We start from the raw sequence: 24616 nt of genomic DNA on the forward strand, positions 1-24616 counted from the left end.
GCCGCCGCACCGCCGGCCGCGTCCCCGTCGTACGACACGCCGCCGGCAGGTGCGCGTGGCTCCGAACCCTTGTCCGAACGCGGACGGGATCCCCAGTAGAGTCGTATCCGTTGTACATACGCGACGAAGCGTAGGAAAGAGAGCACTTCACCATGAGCAGCACCGAGACGCCCCGCGGGCCCGTCGACTCCTCCCGCGTCCCGCGGTACGCCGGACCCGCGACCTTCGCCCGGCTGCCGCGCCTCGACGAGGTCGGCTCGGCCGACGTCGCCGTGGTCGGCGTCCCGTTCGACTCGGGCGTCTCGTACCGGCCGGGCGCCCGCTTCGGCGGCAACGCGATCCGCGAGGCGTCGCGGCTCCTGCGCCCCTACAACCCGGCGCAGGACGCCTCGCCCTTCGCCCTCGCGCAGGTCGCCGACGCCGGTGACATCGCCGCGAACCCGTTCAACATCAACGAGGCCGTGGAGAGTGTCGAGGCGGCGGCGGACGAGCTGCTCGGCACCGGCGCCCGTCTGATGACCCTCGGCGGCGACCACACCATCGCGCTGCCGCTGCTGCGCTCGGTCGCCAAGAAGCACGGCCCGGTCGCCCTGCTCCACTTCGACGCCCACCTGGACACCTGGGACACCTACTTCGGCGCCGAGTACACGCACGGCACCCCCTTCCGCCGGGCCGTGGAGGAGGGCATCCTCGACACCGAGGCGCTCTCCCACGTCGGCACCCGCGGCCCGCTGTACGGCAAGCAGGACCTGACCGACGACGAGAAGATGGGCTTCGGCATCGTCACCTCGGCGGACATCTACCGCCGTGGCGCCGACGAGGTCGCCGACCAGCTGCGCCAGCGCATCGGGGACCGCCCGCTGTACATCTCCATCGACATCGACTGCCTCGACCCGGCGCACGCCCCCGGCACCGGCACCCCCGAGGCCGGCGGCATGACCTCGCGCGAGCTGCTGGAGATCCTGCGCGGCCTGTCGTCCTGCCACCTGGTCTCCGCGGACGTCGTCGAGGTCGCGCCCGCCTACGACCACGCCGAGATCACCGCGGTCGCCGCGTCCCACACGGCGTACGAGCTGACGACGATCATGTCCCGCCAGATCGCCCAGGAGAAGGCGGCGAAGTGACCCACGACCACGACCAGGACCTGCGGCCGACCGCGGCGCAGACCGAGGCGGCCCTCAACCCTCCGCCGGGCCGCATCGGCGGGGACCTGGTCGTGGAGACCCTGGCCGGCCTCGGCGCGACGACCGTGTTCGGACTGCCCGGCCAGCACGCGCTGGGCATCTTCGACGCCCTGCGCCGCTCGTCCCTGCGCTACGTGGGGCTGCGCGTCGAGAACAACGCGGGGTTCGCGGCGGACGCGTACGGCCGGATCACGGGCGAGGCGGCGCCGCTGCTGCTGTCGACCGGCCCCGGCGCGCTGACCTCGCTGGCCGCGCTCCAGGAGGCGGCCGCCGCCTCGGCGCCCGTCCTCGCGATCAGCAGCCAGGTCCCGACCGCGGGACTCGGCGGCGGGCGCCACGGCTACCTGCACGAATTGCCCGACCAGCAGGCCTCGTTCCGGGGCGTGGTGAAGTCCGTCCACCCGGTCCGTACGCAGTCGCAGATCCCGTCCGCGATCGCGGCGGCCTGGGAGTCGGCGCTGACGGCCCCGCACGGACCGGTGTGGGTGGAGATTCCGCAGGACGTGCTGCTGGCCGAGGCCCGGCTGCCCGTGGTGACCGCGATGGACGCGACGCCCGAGGACGTCGTCCCGCGCCCCGAACTGACGGCCCTGGCCGCCGACCTGCTGTCCCGCGCGAAGCGCCCGGCGATCATCGCGGGCGGCGGCGTCGTACGGGCGGACGCGTCCGGGAAGCTGAGGGCGCTGGCGGAGAGGCTGAACGCGCCGGTCGTCACCACCTTCGGCGGCAAGGGCGCCTTCCCCTGGACGCACCCCCTCTCGCTCCGGTCCTGGCTGGAGGACCGGCACACCACGGACTTCCTGGAGGACGCGGACGTCCTGCTGGTCGTCGGCTCCGGCCTCGGTGAACTGTCCTCGAACTACCACACGTTCGCGCCGCGGGGCCGCCTCGTCCAGATCGAGGCGGACCTCGGCAAGCTGGAGGCCAACCACCCGGCCCTGGGCATCCACGCCGACGCCCGCCTGGCGCTGTCGGCGCTGCTGGAGACGGCGGACGCGCGCCCCGACCCGACGGCCCCCGACCGGGTGCGCGGCGTGCTGGAGAAGGTGGGCGAGCGCATCGCCGCCCAGGAACTCACCCTGGAGCAGGACGTGCTGGCGTCCGTGCGCCGGGCCCTGCCGGATGACTCCCCGTCCTTCTGGGACATGACGATCCTGGCCTACTGGGCCTGGTCGGCCTTCGACGCCCGCCGGCCCAACACCATGCACTCGGCGCAGGGTTCGGGCGGCCTCGGCTACGGATTCCCGGCGGCGCTGGGCGCGGCGGCGGCCGACCCGACCCGGCCGGTCCTCGCGGTCTCCGGTGACGGCGGCGCGCTGTACTCGATCGCGGAACTGGCCACGGCGAAGCAGTACGGCCTGGACGTCACCTGGCTGATCGTCGACGACGGCGGCTACGGCATCCTGCGCGAGTACATGACCGACGCGTTCGGCGAGGCCACGGCCGCGGCCACCGAGCTGGCCCGCCCCGACTTCGTCGCGCTCGCCGAGTCCTTCGGCGTCCCGGGCGTGCGGACGAGCCCCGGGACGCTGGAGGCGGACCTCGCGACGGCGCTCGCGGCACCCGGTCCCTCGGTGGTCGTGCTCCCGGCGGTGCTGCGGATGTTCGCGCCGACGCACCTGGGCTGACCCGGGCCGAAGGGGCGGGAACGCGGAAGCGCCGGGGAGCGTGGCGTCCACACTCCCCGGCGCTGTTCTCGTCCGGCGGGCCGGTCAGCGCAGGGACGAGCCGAACAGGGCCTTCGTGTACGGGGCCGAGATCGTCCTCGGGCCGAACGCGAGGGCGGACGTGGTGGTCAGGCCGGTCGTGGTGCCGCGCAGGATCCAGACCGCGCCGGCGGAGGCGTTCTCGGCCGTGGAGGACGCGGCGAGGTCGGGGCGGCCGTTGCCGTCGACGTCCAGCAGCGCGGTGCTCACGCCGAACCGGTCGTCCTTCTCGGCGACTCCGGGCACACCGGCGGTGTCCTGGTGGAAGACCTGCGTGCCGGCGCCCGTGACGCCCGAGGCGCCGCCGTGGACGAGCGCGACCGAGCCGGCGTCGACGACGCCGGCCACGTCCTCGCCCGCGATGCCGAGCGCGATGTCCGCGTGACCGTCCCCCGTGACGTCGGCGACGGAGACCGAGGATCCGGTGAGGTCGCCCTCCTCCTCGACACCGGGGAAGCCGGCCAGGTCCTGGTCGAAGGAGTCGACGTGGTCCGACAGGCCCGACGCCGAGCCGTAGGTGACCCGGACCTTGGTGTGCCAGTCGTCGGCGCCGACCACGACGTCGTCGAACCCGTCGCCGTTCACGTCGCCCACGCCGGTACCGGCCGCGCTGCCCACGGTGTCGCCGGGGGCACCGGCGCGCTTGAAGCCCGAACCGCTCCCGTAGAGCAGCCGGTTGCCCCAGGTGCCGTCACCGGTGTACGTCCACTGGACGATGTCGTCCCTGCCGTCGCCGTTGATGTCACCGACCTGGCCGGAGACGACGGGTCCGGTCATCGAGTCGCCGTCCTCCTCGCAGCCGCCGCCGGTCGCGCAGGAGGCGTCGTCCTCGTCCCAGCCCCACCAGGACGACCTGTCCAGGATGTTGAGGACGGCGGCGGGCTTGCCGGCGCGGGAGACGGGGCCCTTCCACAGGGCGGCCGGGGCGCCCGCGGGTTCGTCGCCGTGGACGGACTGCGCGGCGAACAGGGCGAGGTCGGTGGTGCCGTCGCCGTCGAAGTCACCGGCCTGGGGCGCGGCTCCGTACCCGGCTAGGGCGGTGCCGCCGGTGAGGCCGGAGGCGGAGCCCCACAGGACGACCGAGCCCGTCGTGCCGCCGGATATCACGAGGTCGCTGAAGCCGTCCTTGTCCAGGTCGCCCTTGGTGAAGGCCGCACCGAACCGCTGGTTGGCGGTGGCGGCGCCGGGAACCCCGCTGGTGGAGCGGCTGACGATCTTCTTGTGCGCGGCGGACGCGCCGTCGGCGGAGCCGTACATGACGGCCACGTAGCCCGCCTTGGCCTGGCTCGACACCGTCGCGGCCGGGGCACCGACGACGAGGTCGGCGTAGCCGTCCCCGTTGAAGTCGTCCCGGGCGTCCGCCGATCCGGTGGCGGCCTGGGCCGAGGCACCGGTCAGGGCCCAGGTGCCGATCCCGCCGGCCAGCAGCGTGACGGCGGCCAGGGGCGCGGTCAGGCGCGCGGAGCGGGTCCTGCGTCGTGCTCGTGACATCGGGTGCCTTTCGTCGTTCCTGGGACGCGGTGGTCCGACGCGTCCAGGGAGTGCGACTCGGGCGGGACGTCACTGGTTGTACGCCCTGAGGCCATTCCTCTGTCACCTGCCGGTGGCCGGGGGCACCGGACGCCGCCTGAACTCCCCTTGTCACTGAGGGAGTTCAGGCGGCCACGTCGGCTACCAGATCGCCTCGACCCATTCCGGGTGGTCGATGAACGGATTGCGGTTGTGCTGGTAGGTGTCGTAGATGACCTGGTTGCGCTTCTCCTCGAAGGCGCTCGGCGGGTCCTCGTCGTTCCACTGCTTGAGCACGGCGAGCCTGCCGATGTAGGGCTTGCTGCCGTTGCTGACGCTCTCGTTGGGTTCGAGGTCGGCGAAGCCGTCGCCGCCGTCGTAGCGCACGGCCATGTAGAGGATCATGCGGGCCACGTCGCCCTTGTCCGCGTCGCGCGGCTCGAAGGAGTCGGAGTCGGTGAGGCTGCCGCCCCCGCCGCTGACCGTGCTGCCGCCGTTGTCGAAGTCCTTGTTGCCGCGGATGCTGTTGACCTGGACGTCCGCGGGGCGCAGGTGGTGCAGGTCCGTGCCGGGACCGGTCACCTCGCCGAAGTCGCCGTGGGACTTGGCCCACGTGTGCTCGCGGTTCCAGTCACCGAGGTCGCCGCCGTTGAGGGACTTGGCGCGTGAGACTCCGCTGTACAGCAGGATCACGTTGTTGCTGTTGTTCGGGTCCTGGTCGGTGACCTTGAGCGCGTTCCAGACCGCGGAGTACGAGATCTTGCTCTGGCTGCTGATGATGGTGTGCAGCGAGGACTTGAGGCTCGAACCGGTCTTGCCGACCGCGTTCTTGTAGTACGTGGTGTCGTACGCCGTCGTCGTGGCGCTCGCGGGGGAGGCGGTCACCGTCGGCACGGTGAGCGCCACGAGCACGGCGGAGGTGGACAGCGCCAGCGTCTTCCAGCGGCGAATGTGCGTGGCGGGCATGTGGGGACGTCCGATCTACGCGGGTTGATTGAGCGGGCAATCGGGAGCGTGACATGGACATGCGCTTTATGGGGTGAACGAGATGTGTCCGTTGCGTGTCGGAACCGGGCAGGTTCCCTCCGGCCGCCGCGCGACCGCCCGCTCTGCGCGGCTCGTACAACTTTTCGCACCCCTGCGTGGTCAAGGGGGGGCGAGTGTGCAGGGGGCGCACTCGTATCGCCTCATGGGATGGGAAGCCTTCATGACTCACCGGATATCCGGGCGCGCCCGCGTGCTCGCGGCCGGCCTCGGCATCGGCGCGCTCGTACCGCTGGCCGCCGCCGCCGCGCCGGCCAGCGCCGCGCCGCCGCAGGTCACCTGTACGTCGGACCGGGCCGGCCTGGCCGAGAAGCTCCAGCGCGACATCACGGCCGCGCTGGCCGGCCGCAAGGGCACCATCGCCGTCGGGCTCCGCGACCGTACGACCGGCACCACCTGCACCCTGCGGAGCACGTCCGCCTTCGACTCCGCCAGCGTCGTCAAGGTGACCGTGCTCGCCACGCTGCTGTGGGACGCCAAGAAGCACGACCGCTACCTCACGGACGACGAAACCGACCTCGCCACGGCCATGATCACCCAGTCGGACAACGCGGCCACCAGCACCCTGTGGCGCCGGCTCGGCACGACGAAGATCAAGGGTTTCCTCACCGCCGCCGGCATGACCCAGACCAAGCCGGGCGCCGACGGCTACTGGGGCCTGACCCAGATCACCGTGCGCGACGAGCAGAAGCTGCTCGCGCTGCTCACCGCCAAGAACTCCGTGCTGAGCGACAACTCCCGCGCCTACGTCCTGAAGCTGATGGGCAAGGTCGTCTCCTCGCAGCGCTGGGGCACCCCGGCCGGCGCCCCCTCCACGGTCGCCGTGCACGTCAAGAACGGCTGGCTGTCGCGGTCCACGCACGGCTGGCGCGTCCACAGCGTCGGCACCTTCGACGGCGCAGGACACGACTACACGATCTCGGTCCTCACCCACGGCAACAGCACCATGGACTACGGCGTCGCCACCATCCAGGGCGTGGCCAGGGCCATCCACAAGGATCTGGTGCCGACCGCCGCCGCCACGCAGCGCTACACGCCGACAAACACCCCGCGGGAGGCCTTCCCGGCGGTCCCGTCCGGCGGCTGACGCCCGCACCTTCCCGCCGCCCGGCGGTGCGCGTGCCACGCACCGCCGGGACGGGAAGTGTTGCGGAGGGATGAAATCCGCTCCGATCCGTGTTGGTGCCTTCCGGTGGAAGCGGATCTACGGAAGGCATCTGCGTGGCAGCGGAACAGGGCGGGGCGGGCGAGCCCGGCTGGGTGCGGCGACTGGCCGGGTACGCCTGGCGCTACCCCAAGGACGTCGTGCTCGCGCTCGGCTCCTCCCTCGGCGGCATGGCCGTCATGGCACTGGTACCGCTCGTCACCAAGGTGATCATCGACGACGTCGTGGGGGACCACACCAGGGACATGGCCCCCTGGGCGGGCGCCCTGATCGGTGCCGCCGTCCTCGTCTACGTGATGACGTACATCCGGCGCTACTACGGCGGCCGGCTCGCCCTGCACGTCCAGCACGACCTGCGCACCGACATGTACGGGACGATCACCCGGCTCGACGGCCGGCGTCAGGACGAGCTGTCCACCGGACAGGTCGTGGGACGCGCCACCAGCGACCTCCAGCTGATCCAGGGCCTGCTCTTCATGCTGCCCATGACCATCGGCAATGTTCTGCTCTTCCTGATCTCGCTCGGGATCATGGCCGCGCTGTCCCTGCCGCTCACCGCCGTCGCGCTCGCCGTCGCCCCCGCCCTCTGGTTCGTCGCCAGGCGCAGCCGCACCAGGCTGCACCCCGCCACCTGGTACGCGCAGGCCCAGGCCGCCGCCGTCGCCGGGGTGGTCGACGGCGCCGTCAGCGGCGTCCGGGTGGTGAAGGGCTTCGGTCAGGAGGACCAGGAGACCGGGAAGCTGCGGGAGGTGGGGCGCAGGCTCTTCGCAGGCCGGATGCGCACCATCAGGCTCAACTCCCGGTACACCCCCGCGCTCCAGGCCGTGCCCGCGCTCGGCCAGGTCGCGATGCTCGCCCTAGGCGGTCTGCTCGCGGTGCGCGGACAGATCACCCTGGGCACCTTCGTCGCGTTCTCGTCCTACCTCGCCCAGCTCGTCGGCCCCGTGCGGATGCTCGCCGTGGTCCTCACCGTCGGACAGCAGGCCCGCGCCGGCGCCGAGCGCGTCCTGGAGCTGATCGACACCGAGCCGTCCATCGAGGACGGCACGAAGACCCTGCCCGCCGACGCGCCCGCCACCGTCGAGTTCGACGACGTGTCCTTCGGCTACGAGGAGGGGCGCCCCGTCCTCGACGGCCTCTCCTTCGAGATCCGCCCCGGCGAGACCCTCGCCGTCGTCGGCTCCTCCGGGTCCGGCAAGTCCACGGTCTCGCTGCTGCTGCCCCGCTTCTACGACGTGACGCGCGGCGCCGTCCTCGTCGGCGGCCACGACGTCCGCGAGCTGACGCAGGAGTCGCTGCGCGCCGCGATCGGACTGGTCCCCGAGGACTCCTTCCTCTTCTCCGACACCGTCCGCGCCAACATCGCCTACGGCCGCCCCGACGCCACCCAGGAGGAGATCGAGGCCGCGGCCCGCGCCGCCCAGGCCGACCGCTTCATCGCCGAGCTGCCGGACGGGTACGACACCACCGTCGGCGAGCACGGACTGACCCTCTCCGGCGGCCAGCGTCAGCGGATGGCCCTCGCCCGCGCCCTCCTCACCGACCCGCGGCTGCTCGTCCTGGACGACGCCACCTCCGCCGTGGACGCCCGGGTCGAGCACGAGATCCACGAGGCCCTCGCGCACGTCATGCGGGGCCGCACCACCCTCCTCATCGCCCACCGCCGCTCCACCCTCAACCTCGCCGACCGCATCGCCGTGCTCGACGGCGGACGGCTCGCCGACCTCGGCACGCACGAGGAGCTCCAGCAGCGCTCGGCCCTGTACCGGCGGCTGCTCACCGACCCGGACGAACTCGGCGGTGTCTCACCCGGGCACGCCGGGCCCGCCGCCGTGCGGGAGGACACCTCCGTACGCGAGGAGCTCGACGCGGAGTTCGACGCCGAGCGGGGCGTCACCCCGCACCTGTGGACCGGCGACCGCGAGCCGAAGGACCACGCGATCGCCGGGATGCCCGCCACCCCCGGACTCCTCGCGCAGGTCGAGGCGCTGCCCCCGGCCACCGACACCCCCGGCATCGACGAGGCGCGCGCGGTCACGCCCGAGGAGTCGTACGGGCTGCGCCGGCTGCTGCGCGGCTTCGGGCTGCCCCTCCTGGTGAGCCTCGGGCTCGTCGCCGTCGACGCGGGCATGGGACTGCTGCTGCCGGTGCTGATCCGGCACGGCATCGACGAGGGCGTCTCGCGGCTAGCCCGCGGCGCGGTGTGGACGGCCGCCGCGCTCGCCCTGCTCACCGTGCTCGTCCAGTGGGCGGCACAGATCGCCGAGACCCGGATGACCGGGCGCACGGGCGAGCGGGTCCTCTACTCGCTCCGGCTGAAGATCTTCACGCAGCTCCAGCGGCTCGGACTCGACTACTACGAGCGCGAGCTGACCGGCCGGATCATGACCCGGATGACGACGGACGTGGACGCGCTGTCCACCTTCCTGCAGACCGGCCTGGTCACCGCCTTCGTCTCCGTCGTCACCTTCTTCGGCATCATGGGCGCGCTGCTGGTGATCGACGTGCAGCTGGCCCTGGTCGTCTTCGCGACGCTGCCCCCGCTGCTCGTCGGCACCTTCTTCTTCCGCCGGGCGAGCGTGAAGGCGTACGAACTCGCCCGCGAGCGCGTCTCGGTGGTCAACGCCGACCTCCAGGAGTCCGTCTCCGGGCTGCGGATCCTCCAGGCGTTCCGGCGCGAGGAGACCGGCCGGAAGCGGTTCGCGGACGGCAGCGACAGCTACCGGCAGGCGCGCATCCGCGGACAGCGGCTGATCTCCGTGTACTTCCCGTTCGTGCAGCTGCTGTCCTCGGTGGCCGCGGCGGCCGTCCTGATCGTGGGCGCCCGCCGGGTGGACGCGGGCACGCTGACGACCGGCGCGCTGGTCGCCTACCTGCTGTACATCGACCTGTTCTTCGCGCCCGTGCAGCAGCTCTCCCAGGTCTTCGACGGCTACCAGCAGGCGACCGTCTCGCTCGGCCGCATCCAGGAGCTGCTCCGCGAGCCGACCTCCACGAAGGCCGCCGCCGAGCCGCTCGAAGTCCTGTCCCTGCGCGGGGAGATCGCCTTCGAGAACGTCGACTTCGCCTACGGAGACGACGAGGAGGCGCTGAGCGGCGTCACGCTGGCCATTCCCGCCGGCCAGACCGTCGCCTTCGTCGGCGAGACCGGCGCGGGCAAGTCGACCCTGGTGAAGCTGGTGGCCCGCTTCTACGACCCGACGGGCGGGCGCGTCACGGTGGACGGCACCGACCTGCGCGCCCTCGACCTCACCTCCTACCGCCACCGGCTGGGAGTCGTACCGCAGGAGGCGTACCTCTTCCAGGGCACGGTCCGCGACGCCATCGCCTACGGCCGTCCCGACGCCACCGACGCCGAGGTCGAGGCCGCGGCCCGCGCGGTCGGCGCGCACGACATGATCGCCACGCTCGACGGAGGCTATCTGCACGAGGTCGCCGAGCGCGGCCGCAACCTGTCGGCGGGCCAGCGCCAGCTGATCGCGCTCGCCCGGGCCGAACTCGTCGACCCGGACGTCCTGCTCCTCGACGAGGCCACCGCCGCGCTGGACCTGGCCACCGAGGCCCTGGTCAACCAGGCGACCGACCGGATCGCGGGCCGTCGTACGACCCTGGTCGTGGCCCACCGGCTGACCACGGCCGCCCGCGCCGACCGGGTCGTGGTGATGGACCACGGGCAGGTCGCCGAGGACGGCACCCACGAGGAACTCCTGCGGCTGGACGGGCGGTACGCCGAGCTGTGGCGCACCTTCACCGGCACGCCGGAGTCCGGGGAGCCGGAGTCCGGCAAGCCGGTCCGCTCCACGGCCTGACCCGGCGGTACCGGGGCTCCCGGCCGCGCAACCATCCGACGTACGTCCTGCGTCCGTACACCAGTACGCTGATGGCTGCGGGAGGGACGACAGTGGACAGTGGTGCGATACGCCGGCGGCTGGCGCTCGGCACGGCCGTGTTGACCGCGTCCGGGCTGCTCGCCCTCGCCGTCCCGGGCAGCGCGGAGGCCGCCTCCTACTGTTCCGGGCGCAAGGTCCGGACGCTGCCCTTCACCACCGGCTCCGTGCAGGTCTACAAGCGGAGCGGCTACGTGTGCGCGGTGACGTTCCCCAAGAAGCGGGGCGCCGCCAAGACGATGTCGGTGAGCGTGCAGGCGCGCGGCAGCAGGCCCGTCGCCGACCGGGGGCGCTACACGCACCACGCCGGTCCGGTGACCGTGCACGCCGGACGCCGCTGCGTGTGGGTCAAGGGCTCCGTCGGCACGGGCTCGGTGAGCTCGGGCTGGATCCTGTGCTGAACCGGCCCCGGACCCCCGCCCAAGGGGGCCCGCTCCGGCCCCGATGCGTGGGCCGATAGGGTCCGATCCGCGACAATTCCGGCAGGCCGCTTCAACATCCCCTGGTGCACCGGGTGTTGCTCCGCTAGGTTCCGGCGGACATCCGCGTATTTCCCAGGGGAGGGTGCATGCGCAAGGCGCTCAGATGGCTGCTGGCGCTCACGGTGCTCATCGGCACGTTGAGCACGGCCGGGGCGGCCACCGCCGCCCAGCCGGAGGCCACCGGCACCACCGGTGAGGACATCAAGGACCAGCTGCTCGCGATACCCGGCATGAGCCTGGTCGAGGAGAAGCCGTACACCGGGTACCGCTTCTTCGTCCTCACGTACACCCAGCCCGTCGACCACCGGCACCCGTCCAGGGGCACGTTCCAGCAGCGCGTCACCGTGCTGCACAAGGACACCTCGCGCCCGACGGTCTTCTACACCGGCGGCTACAACGTCTCCACGAACCCGAGCCGCCGCGAGCCGACCCAGATCGTCGACGGCAACCAGGTCTCGATGGAGTACCGCTTCTTCACACCGTCCCGTCCCGCCCCGGCCGACTGGAGCAAGCTGGACATCTGGCAGGCCGCCAGCGACCAGCACCGCATCTTCAAGGCCCTCAAGCCGCTCTACGGCAAGAAGTGGCTGTCCACGGGCGGCTCCAAGGGCGGCATGACCGCCACGTACTACGAGCGCTTCTACCCGCGCGACATGGACGGCGTCGTCGCGTACGTCGCCCCGAACGACGTGGTCAACGACGAGGACTCCGCCTACGACCGCTTCTTCGAGAGGGTCGGCACCAAGGAGTGCCGCGACCGCCTGAACGCGGTGCAGCGCGAGGCGCTCGTCCGCCGCGAGCCGCTGGAGAAGAAGTACGAGGACCTCGCGGCCGCCGAGGGCTACACCTTCGACACCGTCGGCGGCCTGGACCGGGCGTACGAGGCGGTCGTCCTCGACTACGTCTGGGGCTTCTGGCAGTACAGCCTGCTGTCCGACTGCGACGACATCCCGGCGGACGCGGCGCACGCCACCGACGACGAGATCTGGACCTCCGTGGACACGATCTCCGGCTTCTCCGCCTACACGGACCAGGGTCTGACCACGTACACGCCGTACTACTACCAGGCCGGTACGCAGCTCGGAGCGCCCACGATCCACTTCCCGTACATCGAGAAGAAGTTCATCCGCTACGGGTACCAGCCCCCGCGCAACTTCGTGCCGCGCGACATCTCCATGAGGTTCCAGCCGTGGGCGATGCGCGACGTCGACACCTGGGTGCGGCACAACGCCCGCCACATGCTGTTCGTCTACGGCGAGAACGACCCGTGGGGCGCCGAGCGCTTCCGGCTCGGAGCGGGGGCGCGTGACGCGTACGTCATGACGGCACCGGGGCTGAACCACGGCGCCAACGTCGCGGGTCTCGTCGCCGACGAGAAGGCGTTCGCCACCGCGCGCATCCTGGACTGGGCGGGAGTCGCCTCGGCGGCCGTCCGGGCGGACCCGTCGGAGGCGAAGCCGCTGGCGAGGTTCGACGCCAGGCTGGACAAGCGGGACGTCGAGCGCGAGCCCGCGCTGCGGCCGTAACACCCGCGCCGCGCCCGCCCGTCCACCGCGACGGGCGGACGTGGCCCGCCGGTCCGGCGTCGCCGGACCGGACCTGTGCCCGGCGGCGGTCGGACAGTCCGGTGGGGGCCTCTTGGAGGCACCCCGCGCCGTCGTCGCCGCGAACGCCGTCACCCACAGCCGGGTGCCGGGACGGGGTTCCGGCTGGAGATGCTCGCGCGTCCGGGCCTGTCGCAAGGTGGTGTAGGCGCAGGTCTCGTGGGCCGGGACTACGGCGCGGCCGGGGCGCTCGTCTCCCAGGCGGCCATCTGCTCGCGGAACTTGGGGCAACTGACGATGTCCTCCTCGCCGCACTGCAGGGCGTGGACCAGGAGCTGATGGGCGTGGTCGAGGTCGATCACGCGCTGCTCGACCTCGGCGATCTTTGCGCGGATCATGGCCTGCCTGCGCGGTTGGTCCTCCTGGAACTCGCCGATCTCCGCCAGGGTCAGCCCCGCCTGCTGGCACTTGCGCAGGACCACGATCCGCTGCGCGGCCTCCGGCGGGTAGCGCCGCTGCCCGCTCTCGCGCTCGGGCGTGGGCAGCAGGCCGTGGCGTTCCCAGAACCGGATGGCCGACGCCGGCACTCCGGTGATTTCCGCGAGCTGTCCGATGGTCATGCGCACGCAGCCGCTCCTCTCGTTCCCGCCCGGTCCGGCCGCCGGCCGCTTGACTTGAACCTGAGTTTAAGTTGAAGAGTGAGGTACGCGAGCACGGCGGCGATCGAGAGCCGCCGGCAGCGGACTTCGGAGGTGCCGGATGGCAACCGCACAGGTGGCGAACGAACGAGCGAACGAGCTGGTCGCAGCGGCGGAAGCGCTCTTCACGGCGGGGGTGATGTCCCATTCGGGGCACGCCAACCTCAGCGCTCGGCTCGACGCCGACAGCTTCCTGCTGACGCCGGGATTCGTCCGCGGGCTGCGCCCCGAGGACCTGGCGGCCGTCAGCCTCGACGGGCGGGTCCTGGAAGGGGAGCTGCGGTCCGTCAGCGCCGAGATCATCTCCATGCACAGCGCCGTCTACCGGGCCCGCCCGCACGTGGGCGCCGTCATCCACACCCACTCGCCCTCCGCGACGGCCTTCGCCGTCGCACACCGGCCGCTGCCGTGCAGGACCGAGCCGATGCTGCGCTTCGGGCAGCCCGAGGAGGTCCCGGTGGTGCCGTGGGGGCCGCGCGGGTCCGACGTGTCCGTGCGCGGCATCGTCGATGTCCTGGAACAGCGCCCCACGACCTCGGCGGCCCTGCTGGCCAACCACGGCCTCATCGTTTTCGGTCCGGACTCGGTGGGGACCGCCCACCTGGTGGTGGCCATCGAGGAGAGCGCCGAGGCGGAGATCGCGGCGGCGGCGATCGGCGGGGCCGTGGACTTCCCGGAGGGCGCCCTGGCCGCCGTACGCGCCTCGATCGCCCGGGTCGCGTCATGACCGACCACGCGACGGCCTACGACATGACGGCCGACAACGCGACAGCCGGCGACGCGGCGGCCGACGAGACGACCGTCGACGACGCCCTCGCCCGGCGGGCCGAGGCGGTGCGCGCCCGCTACCGTTCCACCCTCGGAGGCGTTCCGGGCGGTGTGCGGGACCGGCTGCGCCTGGCGCGGGACTTCGACCGGCTGCCCACCGAGGAGGCACTCGCGGCGCTGCGGCACATCGTGCTGACCGAAAACCCGCTCGGCGCGCGCGTGCAGCAACTCGTCCACTTCGGCCAACTCCTGTCCCTGGGCCGGGAACACCCCGCCCGCATCCATGCCCAGGGCGCCCTCCACGCCGGCGCCACCGTCGTCGACCTCATCGGAGTCGCCGAAACCGCACTCATCACCTCGGGTGTCCCCGCGTACGCCTTGGGGGCGGAGATCGTCATCGACCTCCTGGCGACCACCGCCCCCTGACACCCCTCGTGCCGGCGCGGCCGGTCTGACCGCCGAGGGGGTGATTTGGGCGGAGATGCCGGCAGGGGAGTCGGGGTGGTTCACCGGGTCTTCCTGGACCAGCACGGGATCCCCCGGCCGAGGTCCTGGCGGTCCGCCAGAGACTGTGCGGACGACACCAAGATCCCCGACAGGGTCAAGCTAGTACGAAAGCCCGTACCCGACGGGGTACAGCACCTGCGCCGGGTCGTCCGCCCGCTGCACGGGCACCGGCAGCTTCCCCGTGGGGGACACCGCACCCGCGATCACCCGTGCCGCGGCGCGCAGTTCGACGTCCGTCCAGGAGTACGCGGCCAGACACGCGCCGACGTCCGGGAGCTGGGCCACGTCGTACGGGTTGCGGACGGCGACGGCGATCACCGGGACACCGGTGGCGATCAGCTGCGCGACCAGCTTCTTCTGGGCGCTGGTCGCCGTCACGTTGTACGTGCCGACCACCACGGCGTCCTTGCCCCCGGCCGCCGCGACCGCCCGGTCGACGGTCGCCTGCGAGGGCGCCGTGCCGGTGGACAGCGCGGTCGCCGAGAAGCCGAGCCCGGTGAGCGCCGTGGCGAGCACGGTCGTCGGGGGCCCGTCGGAACCGGACGGCGAGGCCGGGTCGGCGCCCACGACGAGGACGTTCCCGTGGGTGCGCCGGGACAGCGGGAGCAGATCCTCCTTGTTGACCAGCAGGGTCGTCGTGCGGTTCGCGATCCGGTCGGCCGCCCTGAGGTGGGCCGGGGTGCCGACCGTGCGCTCGACGGCGGAGTCGGGGACGTAGGCGTCCTTGAGGAGGCCGAGCCTGGCCTTCAGGCGCAGGATGCGCAGGATCGACTCGTCGAGCCGGGCCTCGGTCAGCTCGCCGCCCCGGACGGCCGCGAGCACCGCGTTCCACGCGACGTCCAGGGACGGCGGATTGAGCAGCTGGTCGACGCCCGCCTTCAGCGCGAGCACCGGGACCCGCTCGTCGCCGTACTTCGTGCGGACCCCCTCCATGCCCAGCGAGTCCGTCACCACCACGCCGTCGTAACCGAGTTCGCCGCGCAGGATGCCGGTGAGGATCGGGTGGGAGAGGGTGGCGGGGTCGCCGGCCGGGTCGAGCGCCGGGACCATGATGTGCGCGGTCATGATGGAGTCGATGCCGGCCCGGATCGCCGCCCGGAACGGCACGGCGTCCAGCTCGGACCACAGCTCGCGGCTGTGCCCGATGACCGGGAAACCGGTGTGGCTGTCGACGGCGGTGTCCCCGTGCCCGGGGAAGTGCTTGGCGGTCGCCGCGACCCCGGCACTCTGATAGCCCCTCACCTGGGCGGCGACCAGCCCCGCGACCGCGTCCGGGTCGGCGCCGAAGGACCGTACGCCGATGACCGGGTTGGCGGGGTTCACGTTCACGTCGGCGACCGGCGCGTAGTCCTGGCGGATGCCGAGCGCGCGCAGCTCCGCGCCCGCGATGCGGCCGGCCGTGCGGGCGTCCGCCCGCGACCCTCCGGCCCCGAGCGCCATCGCGCCGGGGAAGAGTGTCGCCGGCTTGCCCACGCGTGCCACTATCCCGTGCTCCTGGTCCGTCGAGATGAGGACCGGCAGTCCGCGCGGCAGCCCGAGCGAGGCCTTCTGGATGCCGTCCGACAGGTCCGCGATCTGCTGCGGGCCGCGGGTGTTGTGCGCCCAGGCGAAGTAGATGACGCCGCCGACGCGGTACTTGGCGACCAGTTCCGCGGCCGTCCTGACGCCGATCTCCTTGAGGTTGGCGTCGATGTCGGCCTGGTCGGGCGCGGTGGCCGAGTGACCGTACACCCGCATCACGAAGAGCTGGCCGACCTTCTCCTCCAGGGTCATCCGGGAGATGAGGGTGCGCAGCTTCCTGTCGTCGTGCGGTGCGCCGGCGGCGGCGTACGCGCTGCCCCCGGCGGCGAGGGCGGCGGTGACGCCCGCCGTGGCGGTGAGAACGGAACGTCTGGACGGTTGTGCGGTGCTTCCCGTGCCGGAGTCGCGCACGTGCGCTCCTTCCCTCATGAAGGAAACTTCCGAGGAGTCACGAATATCCGGGAAGTTTCTTCCGGTCAAGGGTGTGCACAGTAACCGGGAAGGGGCCGTCACCGGCCCGGTCGGAGCGGGGCGCGCCGGTGACGGCGTGCTGTCGGCCGCAGGCGGGGGCAGGTGGAAACCTGTTCCGTTCTGATCGTCCGGGCGGCTAGAGTGGCGCCGCTGTCGTGGAGGAACGTGAGGTTTCCGTTCCGCGCCGGGGAGGTGAACGACAGCTCTTCTCATCACTCTTGTGGGGGCACATGAAGATTCGCAGACGCCGCGTGCTCGCGGCACTGGGCACCGCCGTCGCCGTGGCGGCCGGCATGGCCACCGCGCCGGGCGCGGCAGCGGCAGATCCCGTGACGTGGCAGGCCGCGGACGGCAGGCTGATGGTCCTGAACGGCGCACGCAACGTCCTCCAGACGACCCAGCCGGGCAGCGGCACCTACACCGACTTCGTCGCCGACGCGAAGCAGCCGTCCTGGTCGCCCGACGGCAGCCGGGTCGCGTACGTGAAGGACAACCGCGTCGAGACCCGCCGCTACACCGGCTCCACCCTGGTCAAGATCCAGGAACGGGGCTCGATGACCAGCGTGGGCGACCCGACGTTCCTGTACAGCGGCAGCACCGTCGTCTACTCCGGCGGCGGCCGCCTGCGCTGGGCGCCCTCGGACGGCTCCCGCTACGCCGAGCCGCTGTTCTCCACCGCGCAGGACGGCTGCGACCGCAAGCCGAGCGCGTCCGTCAACGGCCTGGTCGCCTTCGTCCGCACCGGCGACACCTGCGGTTCGCCGACCGGCTCGGCGGTCTGGCTCTACGACGACACCACCGGCGGCTTCACGAAGCTCGCCGACGCCGGCGACGACCCCGCCGTCTCGCCCGACGGCACCCGGGTCGCCTTCGTGCGCGACGGCCGGCTGTTCGTGGTCGGCGTCGACGGCACCGGGGAGCGCCAGCTCACCTTCGACGACGACGCGTACGCCCCGGCGTGGTCGCCCACCGGCACCCGGATCGTCGTCACCAACGGAACCGACGAGGACGCCGCCGTCCCCCGCGTCGTGGACGTCGCCACCGGCGAGGTCACCCGGATGACGCTGCCCCCGGGCACGTCGTCCGTCCTCGACCCGGCCTGGCAGCCGTTGCGCGGCCAGAGCGCGGGCCGCGTCTGGGGCGCCGACTCGTACGCCACCAACGTGGCCGCGTCCCGCTGGACCTGGAACACCGCCGGCCAGAGCCGGCCCGGGCTGATCGACGCCAGGTCGACCGTCCTGATCAGCAAGGACAGCCCCTCCTACGCCCTGACCGGGCAGAGCCTCGCCGGCCAGAAGCAGGGCCCCCTGCTGATGACGTCGAAGACCTCGCTGTCGGCCGCCGTGCAGACCGAGCTGAAGCGCACGCTGAAGCCCGGCGCCACGGTCTACCTGGTCGGCGGCACGGACATCCTGTCCAGCGCCGTCGCAGGCAAGGTCAGCTCCCTCGGCTTCACACCGAAGCGGCTGTCCGGCACCTCGCGGTACTCCACGTCCGTGGCGGTCGCCAAGGCCGTCACCGGCGCGCCCCAGTACGTGTTCGTCGCCACCGGCACCGACTACCACTCCGCGATGGCGGCCTCCGCGGCGGCCGGTGCCCTCGGGTACGGCGGCAAGGCCACCGTCGTCCTCAACGACGGCAACACGCTGTCGTCGTCGGTGACGTCCTACCTCAACTCGATCGACCCCGACCAGAGTCTGGTCGTCCCGGTCGGCGCCTCGGCCAAGTACGCGCTCACGCACACGTACTTCTCCCACTGGCCCGACACCTACACGTACTACCCGGTCAGCGGCAGCGGCCACGACGGCACGTCCGCCGCGCTCGCCCGGTTCTGGTGGAGCGCCCCGTCCGCGGTGGGCCTCGCCCGGTCGGACAGCTGGCGCGGCGGTGTCTCCGCGAGCACCGGCATGCTCTCGTACGGCCCCATCCTGTGGACCGACGAGACGACGCTGCCGGAGGCCGACGCGGCCTACCTGCGCGAGCAGGCGGCCGGGGTCAACACCGTCATCGCCTTCGGCGGGACGGGGTCGGTCTCCGCGGCCGAGCTGACCGCGGCGGGGTCCGCCATCGGTGCGGGCAGTTCGCTGGTGAAGTACACCCCGTACTACAACGGGGACGTCCCGCAGCAGACGGCGCAGAAGTCCCCGCTGTCGGCGCGGCGCGACGCGGACGGGGCCGACGTGGCCGCGCCGCGGGGCGGGAGCGGTGCCGCGGGGCCGCGTCCGGATCTGGACGCGGTGCGCACCACCAACAAGTAGCGGGAGCGCGCGGGAGACCGGGTGGGAGGCGCGGACGGGGTACGCCGTCCGCGCGGTCCGGGTACGGGCCCGGTCCGCGTGGTCCGACCGGCTTCGGGTGTCGTGTGCGCCCGGGGCCGGTTCTGCGTTTCCCGCTCCGCTACGCCGACTCGTTGAGGAGGCGGGCGAGGTGGTCGCGGCCCGGGGTGAGCAGGGGCTCCAGCGGGGCCGCGGACTCGTACCACCGCTTCTCGTACTCCCAGCACAGCCAGCCGTCCCAGCCCTCGCGGGAGAGGAGCTCCACGCACTCGGTGAGCGGGAGGACGCCCGTGCCCAGGAGGAGCGGGGTCGTGTCGTCGGGGGACGCGATGTCCTTGACCTGGACGTAGCCCAGGTGCGGGGCGAGGGCGGCGTACGTGGCGGACGGCTGTTCGCCGCCCAGCCAGGTGTGCATGACGTCCCAGAGCGCGCCGACCTGGCGGTGGCCGACCGGGCCCAGGACGCGGATCGCGTCGGTGCCGGTGCGGTGGGAGTCGTGGGTCTCCAGCAGGATCCGTACGCCGACGTCGGCGGCGTACTCCGCCGCCGTGCCAAGGCGGCGGGCCGCCGTGGCGTCCGCCTCCTCCGGGCTCTGGTCCCGGCCGCCGGGGAAGACCCGGACGAAGGGGGCGCCCAGGTCCCTGGCCAGCTCCAGGAGTCCCCGGATCTCGGCGAGGACGGGGGCGTCGTCACCGGGGGCCGCGACCCGCGGGTATCCGGCGAGGCCGAGGATCTCGACGCCGGCCCCCTTGAACCCGGCGGCGATGTCCGCCCGTTCGGCGAGGGTGAGGCCGGGGTGCACCGGTTCCTCGGGGTGCACGCGCAGCTCCACGCCGTGGTAGCCGTGGGTCGCGGCGAGTCGTACGACGTCGGGGACGGGGAGTCCGGGGACGCCGAGGGTGGAGAAGGCCAGTTTCATGTGGTGCACCTCGCTACGGGACCCGGGGCCCGGCCCCGGAACAGCACGGCTTGAGGCGGACCCTACCCGGCTGGTGCGGGCGTTGTGCGCCTTGGCTGCGGTGGGTGGGTCGGGGCCGCGCCGGTACATCCGCCCGTTGCAGGTCGGGCTTGCACGCTGGTCACGGGGGTGAACCGGGGTGGTCTGCCCGACCTGCAACGGGCATCTGATGTACCGGCACGGCCCCTTCGGCCGGATGGCGGGTGCGGACCGTACGGATTGCGGTGCGGTGCGGTGCGTGCGTGCGGGCAGGCGTGCGTGGCTGCTGGCTGCTGGCTGCGGGCGGTGGGGGAGATGGGGGAGGGAGGGTGCACGCGGCGGCGCCGGGTGTCGATGTGTGGCGGGGAGTGGATCCACCCCGGCTCACCGGGCTCCTGGGAACGCGGTGAACCGGCGTCACAAGCCGCACGGCGGAATGCGTCGGCTGGGTCACCCGCGTGGCGCCGCCGTGGAGCCACGCACCATCAGATCGCCGCGGACCGTCGCGACACCCCCCGGCGGAGCCTCCTCCCGCCCCATCGCGATCCGCCCCGCCCGGGCCCCCGCCTCGGACAGCGGCAACCGCACGGTGGTCAGCGAGGGCACCACGTCGATGCTGAAGGGCAGGTCGTCGAACCCGGCCACGGACACGTCCTGCGGAATCCGCAGCCCGGAGTCCCGCAGCGCCGCACACGCCCCGAGCGCGACGGTGTCGTTGGCGGCGACGACCGCGGTCAACGACGGTTCGCGCCGCAGGAGTTCGAGGGTCGCCTCGTACCCGGCCCGCCGGTCGTACGGGCCGTGCACGATCCGCCGCGGGTCGTCCTCGATCCCGTGCGCGGCGAGCGCGGCCTGGTGCCCCTCCAGCCGGTGCCGGGTCGTCGTCCGCTCCTCGGGACCCGCGATGTAGCCCATGCGCCGGTGCCCGAGCCCGATCAGGTGCTCGGTCAGCCGCTGCCCGCCCCCGCGGTTGTCGAAGGTGAGCGCGACCGCCCCGGTGTCCTCGGGAGCGGGCGGCCGCCCGCACAGGACGATCCGGGTCCCCGCCTCCGCCAGCCTGCGCAGCTTCGCGGCGACCGCGGCCCCGTGCGTCGCGTCCTCGACGGCCCCGCCGGTCAGCACCACCGCGGCGGCCCGCTGGCGCTGCAGGAGCGTGAGGTAGGTCAGCTCCCGCTCCGGGGAGCCGCCCGTGTTGCAGACGACGGCGAGACGCTCACCGCCCGCGCGCCCGCCCCCGAGCACCTGCGAGGCGTGCGGGGGCAGCCCGAGGGGTCCCCCGATCTCCGCCTGGACGGCACCGGCCATGATCCCGAAGAAGGGGTCGGCGATGTCGTTCACGAGGATGCCGACCAGGTCGGACGTGGCGGCGGCCAGCGAACTCGCGGGCCCGTTCAGTACGTAGTCCAGCTCGTCCACGGCCCGCAGCACCCGCTCCCGCGTGGAGGCCGCCACCGGGTAGTTCCCGTTCAGCACACGCGACACCGTCGCGGGCGAGACCTGCGCGCGGGCCGCCACGTCCGCCAGGGTCACCGTCATCTCGTCGTTCCTCCGGTCGCGCGTCGCTCAGTCGGTCCGGGGCCGTGATCGGCCGTGCGATGCCCTGCCCCCGCCGCGTGACCGTACCTCTTGTCCGCCCCGTCGAACATCTCGCGGTCCCCGCGGTCTTGTCCGATCGGTTCCGCAGCGGTTAGCTTCTCACTCGTATAGAAAGCGCTTGCTGTCTCGCTCGCCTGCGAGCGTACGCGGCGCCGGACGCGTACGAAGGGAATGACGTGACACGCAAGACGGTGCGTATCGCCATGAACGGCGTGACGGGGCGCATGGGTTACCGCCAGCACCTCGTCCGCTCGGTCCTCGCCCTGCGCGAGCAGGGCGGTCTCGACCTCGGCGACGGCACCGTGCTGTGGCCCGAGCCGGTGCTCGTCGGGCGGCGCGAGCACGCCCTGGCGGCGCTTGCGGACCGGCACGGCCTGGAGCACTGGTCGACGGACCTGGACGCGGTGCTCGCCGACCCGGCCGTCGACATCTACTTCGACGCGCAGGTCACGTCCGCCCGGGAGGAGGCGATCAGGAAGGCGATCGCCGCCGGCAAGCACGTCTACACCGAGAAGCCGACCGCGACCGGCCTCGACGGCGCCCTGGAGCTGGCCCGGCTCGCCGACGCTGCGGGCATCAGGCACGGCGTCGTCCAGGACAAGCTCTTCCTGCCCGGACTGCTGAAGCTGAAGCGGCTCATCGACGGGGGCTTCTTCGGACGGATCCTGTCCGTCCGCGGCGAGTTCGGCTACTGGGTCTTCGAGGGCGACTGGCAGTGCGCGCAGCGGCCCTCCTGGAACTACCGCGCCGAGGACGGCGGCGGCATCGTCGTCGACATGTTCCCGCACTGGGAGTACGTGCTGCACGAGCTCTTCGGCCGGGTCACCTCCGTTCAGGCGCTCACCGCCACGCACATCCCGCAGCGCTGGGACGAGCAGGGCAAGCCCTACGACGCGACCGCCGACGACGCCGCGTACGGCGTCTTCGAGCTGGCGGGCGGCGCCGTCGCCCAGATCAACTCCTCGTGGGCGGTGCGCGTGAACCGGGACGAGCTGGTCGAGTTCCAGGTCGACGGCACGGAAGGCTCGGCGGTCGCCGGGCTGCGCAACTGCCGCGTCCAGCACCGCAGTTCCACGCCCAAGCCGGTCTGGAACCCGGACATCCCCGCCACGTACTCCTTCCGCGACCAGTGGCAGGAGATCCCGGACAACGCCGAGTTCGACAACGGCTTCAAGGCGCAGTGGGAGCTCTTCCTGCGGCACGTCTACGCCGACGCGCCCTACCGCTGGGACCTGCTGGCCGGCGCCCGCGGCGTCCAGCTCGCCGAACTGGGTCTGAGGTCCTCGGCCGAGGGCCGCCGTCTCGACGTACCGGAGATCTCGCTGTGACGATCCGACTGCCCGGCGCGGACGGGGAACTGCGCGCCTACACCCCGCGCTCCGATCCGCTCGCCCTGTCCCCGGGCGCCCCCTTCACCTCCCGTACGGTCTTCTCGGCCGCGCACGTCGTGGCCGATCCGTACGCCGACACGACCCCCGACTCCCCGGCCGCCGTCGACTGGGACGCGACCCTCGCCTTCCGCCGCCACCTGTGGGCGCAGGGCCTCGGGGTCGCCGAGGCGATGGACACCGCGCAGCGCGGCATGGGCCTGGACTGGGCGGGCGCCGCCGAGCTGATCCGGCGCTCCGCCGCCGAGGCGCGGGCGGTCGGCGGGCAAATCGCCTGCGGGGTCGGCACCGACCAGCTCGTCTCCGCCTCGCTCGACGGTGTCCGGGCCGCCTACGAGGAACAGCTCGCGCTCGTGGAGGGGACAGGCGCGCAGGCGATCCTCATGGCGTCCCGGGCGCTGTGCGCGGCGGCGTCGGGCGCCGAGGACTACCTGGAGGTGTACGGGCATCTGCTGCGCCAGTCCGCCGAACCGGTCGTCCTGCACTGGCTGGGCCCGATGTTCGACCCGGCGCTCCAGGGCTACTGGGGCTCGGCGGACCTGGGCACGGCGACCGGCACCTTCCTCGAGGTCATCGCCGCGCACCCCGACAAGGTCGACGGCGTCAAGGTCTCCCTCCTGGACGCGCAGCGGGAGATCGACCTGCGCCGCAGGCTCCCGCACGGCGTGCGCTGCTACACCGGCGACGACTTCAACTACCCCGAGCTGATCGCGGGCGACGAGCGGGGCTTCAGCCATGCCCTGCTCGGCATCTTCGATCCGCTGGGCCCGCTCGCCGCCGAGGCGGTACGCGTCCTGGACACGGGGGACGCGAAGGGGTTCCGTGAACTCCTCGACCCCACGGTGGAGTTGTCGCGTCATCTCTTCCAGGCGCCGACCCGTTTCTACAAGACCGGGGTTGTCCTCCTGGCGTGGCTCGCGGGCCACCAGTCCCACTTCACGATGGTGGGCGGACTCCAGTCGGCCCGCTCGCTCCCGCACCTCGCGCGTGCCTACGAACTCGCGGACGGGCTGGGCCTGTTCCCGGACCCGGCGCTCGCGGAGTCCCGTATGAGGAACCTGCTCGCCGTGTACGGAGTCGCCCAGTGACCACCCAGGACCTCTCCCGCCTCTCCGTCAACCAGATGACGGTGAAGCAGTTGTCCTTGCCTGAACTGGTCGACACATGCGCCGAGTTGGGCGTGCCCGGAGTCGGTCTGTGGCGCGAACCCGTCCGGTCGTACGGCGTCGGGGCGGCGGCGAAGCTGGTGCGTGACGCGGGGCTCGCCGTGACCACGCTGTGCCGCGGGGGCTTCCTCACCGCGACCGACCCGGACGAGCGGGCGCGGTCCCTGGACGACAACCGGGAGGCCGTCGACGAGGCGGCGGCCCTCGGCACGGACACCCTCGTACTGGTCTCGGGCGGGCTGCCCGCGGGTTCGAAGGACCTGCACGGCGCGCGGGAGCGGATCGCCGACGCCCTCGGCGAACTGGGCCCCTACGCGGCCGAGCGCGGCGTACGGCTGGCGATCGAACCGCTGCATCCGATGTTCGCCGCCGACCGCTGCGTGGTCTCCACCCTCGCCCAGGCCCTGGACCTGGCGGAACGCTTCCCGGCGGACCAGGTGGGCGTCACGGTGGACACGTACCACATTTGGTGGGACGACACCGCGCCGCGGCAGATCGCCCGGGCCGGCGCCGGCGGCCGCATCCACACCTTCCAGCTCGCCGACTGGGTGACCCCGTTGCCCGAGGGTGTCCTCAACGGGCGTGGCCAGCTCGGGGACGGCGCCGTCGACCTGCGGGAGTGGCGCGGGTACGTGGAGGCGGCCGGCTACTCGGGTCCCATCGAGGTCGAGCTGTTCAACGACGGGCTGTGGGCACGGGACGGACGCGAGGTGCTGGCCGAGACGGCGGCCCGGTTCGTGGCGCACGCCCTGTAGGACCAGGTCGCC

Annotated in this window: 18 protein-coding genes; 12 read left to right on the top strand and 6 right to left on the bottom strand. The window is 72.6% G+C overall.

Going from position 1 to position 24616, the window contains the following annotated elements:
* Window positions 1-152: 152 nt before the first annotated feature.
* A complete protein-coding gene (gene speB / locus AC0ZLC_RS09155; RefSeq protein ID WP_476751389.1) occupies window positions 153-1124 on the top strand; it encodes an agmatinase in 972 nt (323 codons plus the stop codon).
* Window positions 1121-2812, top strand: coding sequence for a thiamine pyrophosphate-binding protein (locus AC0ZLC_RS09160; RefSeq protein WP_476751390.1), 1692 nt, complete (start codon window positions 1121-1123; stop codon window positions 2810-2812). Before speB ends, AC0ZLC_RS09160 begins: the two co-directional genes overlap by 4 nt.
* Window positions 2813-2896: 84 nt before the next feature.
* Here the strand turns inward: AC0ZLC_RS09160 and AC0ZLC_RS09165 are convergent, their stop codons facing one another.
* Both AC0ZLC_RS09165 and AC0ZLC_RS09170 read right to left on the bottom strand, forming a co-directional pair.
* Window positions 2897-4381 carry an FG-GAP-like repeat-containing protein gene (locus tag AC0ZLC_RS09165; protein ID WP_476751391.1) on the bottom strand — a complete coding sequence of 495 codons (1485 nt, stop codon included), beginning with the start codon at window positions 4379-4381 and terminating at the stop codon, window positions 2897-2899.
* 180 nt (window positions 4382-4561) lie between these two features.
* Window positions 4562-5365 carry an endonuclease I family protein gene (locus AC0ZLC_RS09170; protein ID WP_476751392.1) on the bottom strand — a complete coding sequence of 268 codons (804 nt, stop codon included), beginning with the start codon at window positions 5363-5365 and terminating at the stop codon, window positions 4562-4564.
* Between the two features lie 241 nt (window positions 5366-5606).
* Here AC0ZLC_RS09170 and AC0ZLC_RS09175 point away from each other — a divergent pair, with 241 nt between their 5' ends.
* From AC0ZLC_RS09175 to AC0ZLC_RS09190, 4 genes are all read left to right on the top strand, one after another.
* Entirely contained in the window at window positions 5607-6530 is a 924-nt protein-coding gene (locus AC0ZLC_RS09175; protein ID WP_476751393.1) for a serine hydrolase, read from the top strand.
* Window positions 6531-6664: 134 nt separating this feature from the next.
* Window positions 6665-10417: an ABC transporter ATP-binding protein gene (locus tag AC0ZLC_RS09180; protein WP_476751394.1), complete on the top strand. Its 3753-nt coding sequence runs from the start codon at window positions 6665-6667 to the stop codon at window positions 10415-10417.
* 92 nt (window positions 10418-10509) lie between these two features.
* Window positions 10510-10896 (top strand): hypothetical protein, encoded by a 387-nt coding sequence (locus tag AC0ZLC_RS09185; protein ID WP_476751395.1) that lies wholly within the window; start codon window positions 10510-10512, stop codon window positions 10894-10896.
* Window positions 10897-11063: 167 nt separating this feature from the next.
* Window positions 11064-12503, top strand: coding sequence for a S28 family serine protease (locus AC0ZLC_RS09190; RefSeq protein ID WP_476751396.1), 1440 nt, complete (start codon window positions 11064-11066; stop codon window positions 12501-12503).
* Window positions 12504-12751: 248 nt separating this feature from the next.
* Here AC0ZLC_RS09190 and AC0ZLC_RS09195 read toward each other — a convergent pair whose 3' ends face one another.
* Window positions 12752-13141: a MerR family transcriptional regulator gene (locus tag AC0ZLC_RS09195; protein ID WP_476751586.1), complete on the bottom strand. Its 390-nt coding sequence runs from the start codon at window positions 13139-13141 to the stop codon at window positions 12752-12754.
* 139 nt (window positions 13142-13280) lie between these two features.
* On the opposite strand from AC0ZLC_RS09195, the gene AC0ZLC_RS09200 reads away from it, so the two are divergent.
* Window positions 13281-13946, top strand: coding sequence for a class II aldolase/adducin family protein (locus AC0ZLC_RS09200; protein WP_476751397.1), 666 nt, complete (start codon window positions 13281-13283; stop codon window positions 13944-13946).
* Window positions 13943-14413, top strand: a complete 471-nt coding sequence (locus AC0ZLC_RS09205; RefSeq protein ID WP_476751398.1) for a carboxymuconolactone decarboxylase family protein — start codon at window positions 13943-13945, stop codon at window positions 14411-14413. The genes AC0ZLC_RS09200 and AC0ZLC_RS09205 overlap by 4 nt, the downstream gene beginning before the upstream one ends.
* A 180-nt stretch (window positions 14414-14593) precedes the next feature.
* Here AC0ZLC_RS09205 and AC0ZLC_RS09210 read toward each other — a convergent pair whose 3' ends face one another.
* Window positions 14594-16444, bottom strand: coding sequence for a glycoside hydrolase family 3 protein (locus AC0ZLC_RS09210; RefSeq protein ID WP_476751399.1), 1851 nt, complete (start codon window positions 16442-16444; stop codon window positions 14594-14596).
* 272 nt (window positions 16445-16716) lie between these two features.
* Between AC0ZLC_RS09210 and AC0ZLC_RS09215 the strand changes: the two genes are divergently transcribed.
* Window positions 16717-18744, top strand: a complete 2028-nt coding sequence (locus AC0ZLC_RS09215) for a cell wall-binding repeat-containing protein (protein WP_476751400.1) — start codon at window positions 16717-16719, stop codon at window positions 18742-18744.
* A 139-nt stretch (window positions 18745-18883) separates the two neighbouring features.
* Here AC0ZLC_RS09215 and AC0ZLC_RS09220 read toward each other — a convergent pair whose 3' ends face one another.
* Together AC0ZLC_RS09220 and AC0ZLC_RS09225 are read right to left on the bottom strand one after the other, a co-directional pair.
* Window positions 18884-19681 carry a sugar phosphate isomerase/epimerase family protein gene (locus AC0ZLC_RS09220; protein WP_476751401.1) on the bottom strand — a complete coding sequence of 266 codons (798 nt, stop codon included), beginning with the start codon at window positions 19679-19681 and terminating at the stop codon, window positions 18884-18886.
* 468 nt (window positions 19682-20149) lie between these two features.
* Window positions 20150-21235, bottom strand: a complete 1086-nt coding sequence (locus tag AC0ZLC_RS09225) for a LacI family DNA-binding transcriptional regulator (RefSeq protein ID WP_476751402.1) — start codon at window positions 21233-21235, stop codon at window positions 20150-20152.
* Window positions 21236-21471: 236 nt separating this feature from the next.
* Between AC0ZLC_RS09225 and AC0ZLC_RS09230 the strand changes: the two genes are divergently transcribed.
* Genes AC0ZLC_RS09230 through AC0ZLC_RS09240 form a run of 3 tightly spaced genes read left to right on the top strand, consistent with a single transcriptional unit; the run spans window position 21472 to window position 24604 of the window.
* Window positions 21472-22623, top strand: a complete 1152-nt coding sequence (locus AC0ZLC_RS09230; RefSeq protein WP_476751403.1) for a Gfo/Idh/MocA family protein — start codon at window positions 21472-21474, stop codon at window positions 22621-22623.
* Window positions 22620-23771, top strand: a complete 1152-nt coding sequence (locus AC0ZLC_RS09235) for a dihydrodipicolinate synthase family protein (RefSeq protein WP_476751404.1) — start codon at window positions 22620-22622, stop codon at window positions 23769-23771. Before AC0ZLC_RS09230 ends, AC0ZLC_RS09235 begins: the two co-directional genes overlap by 4 nt.
* 35 nt (window positions 23772-23806) lie before the next feature.
* On the top strand, window positions 23807-24604 hold the full coding sequence (locus AC0ZLC_RS09240) for a sugar phosphate isomerase/epimerase family protein (RefSeq protein WP_476751587.1): 798 nt from the start codon (window positions 23807-23809) through the stop codon (window positions 24602-24604).
* The last annotated feature ends 12 nt before the right edge of the window (window positions 24605-24616 follow it).

It is taken from the genome of Streptomyces sp. GLSS-08, from assembly GCF_056387915.1.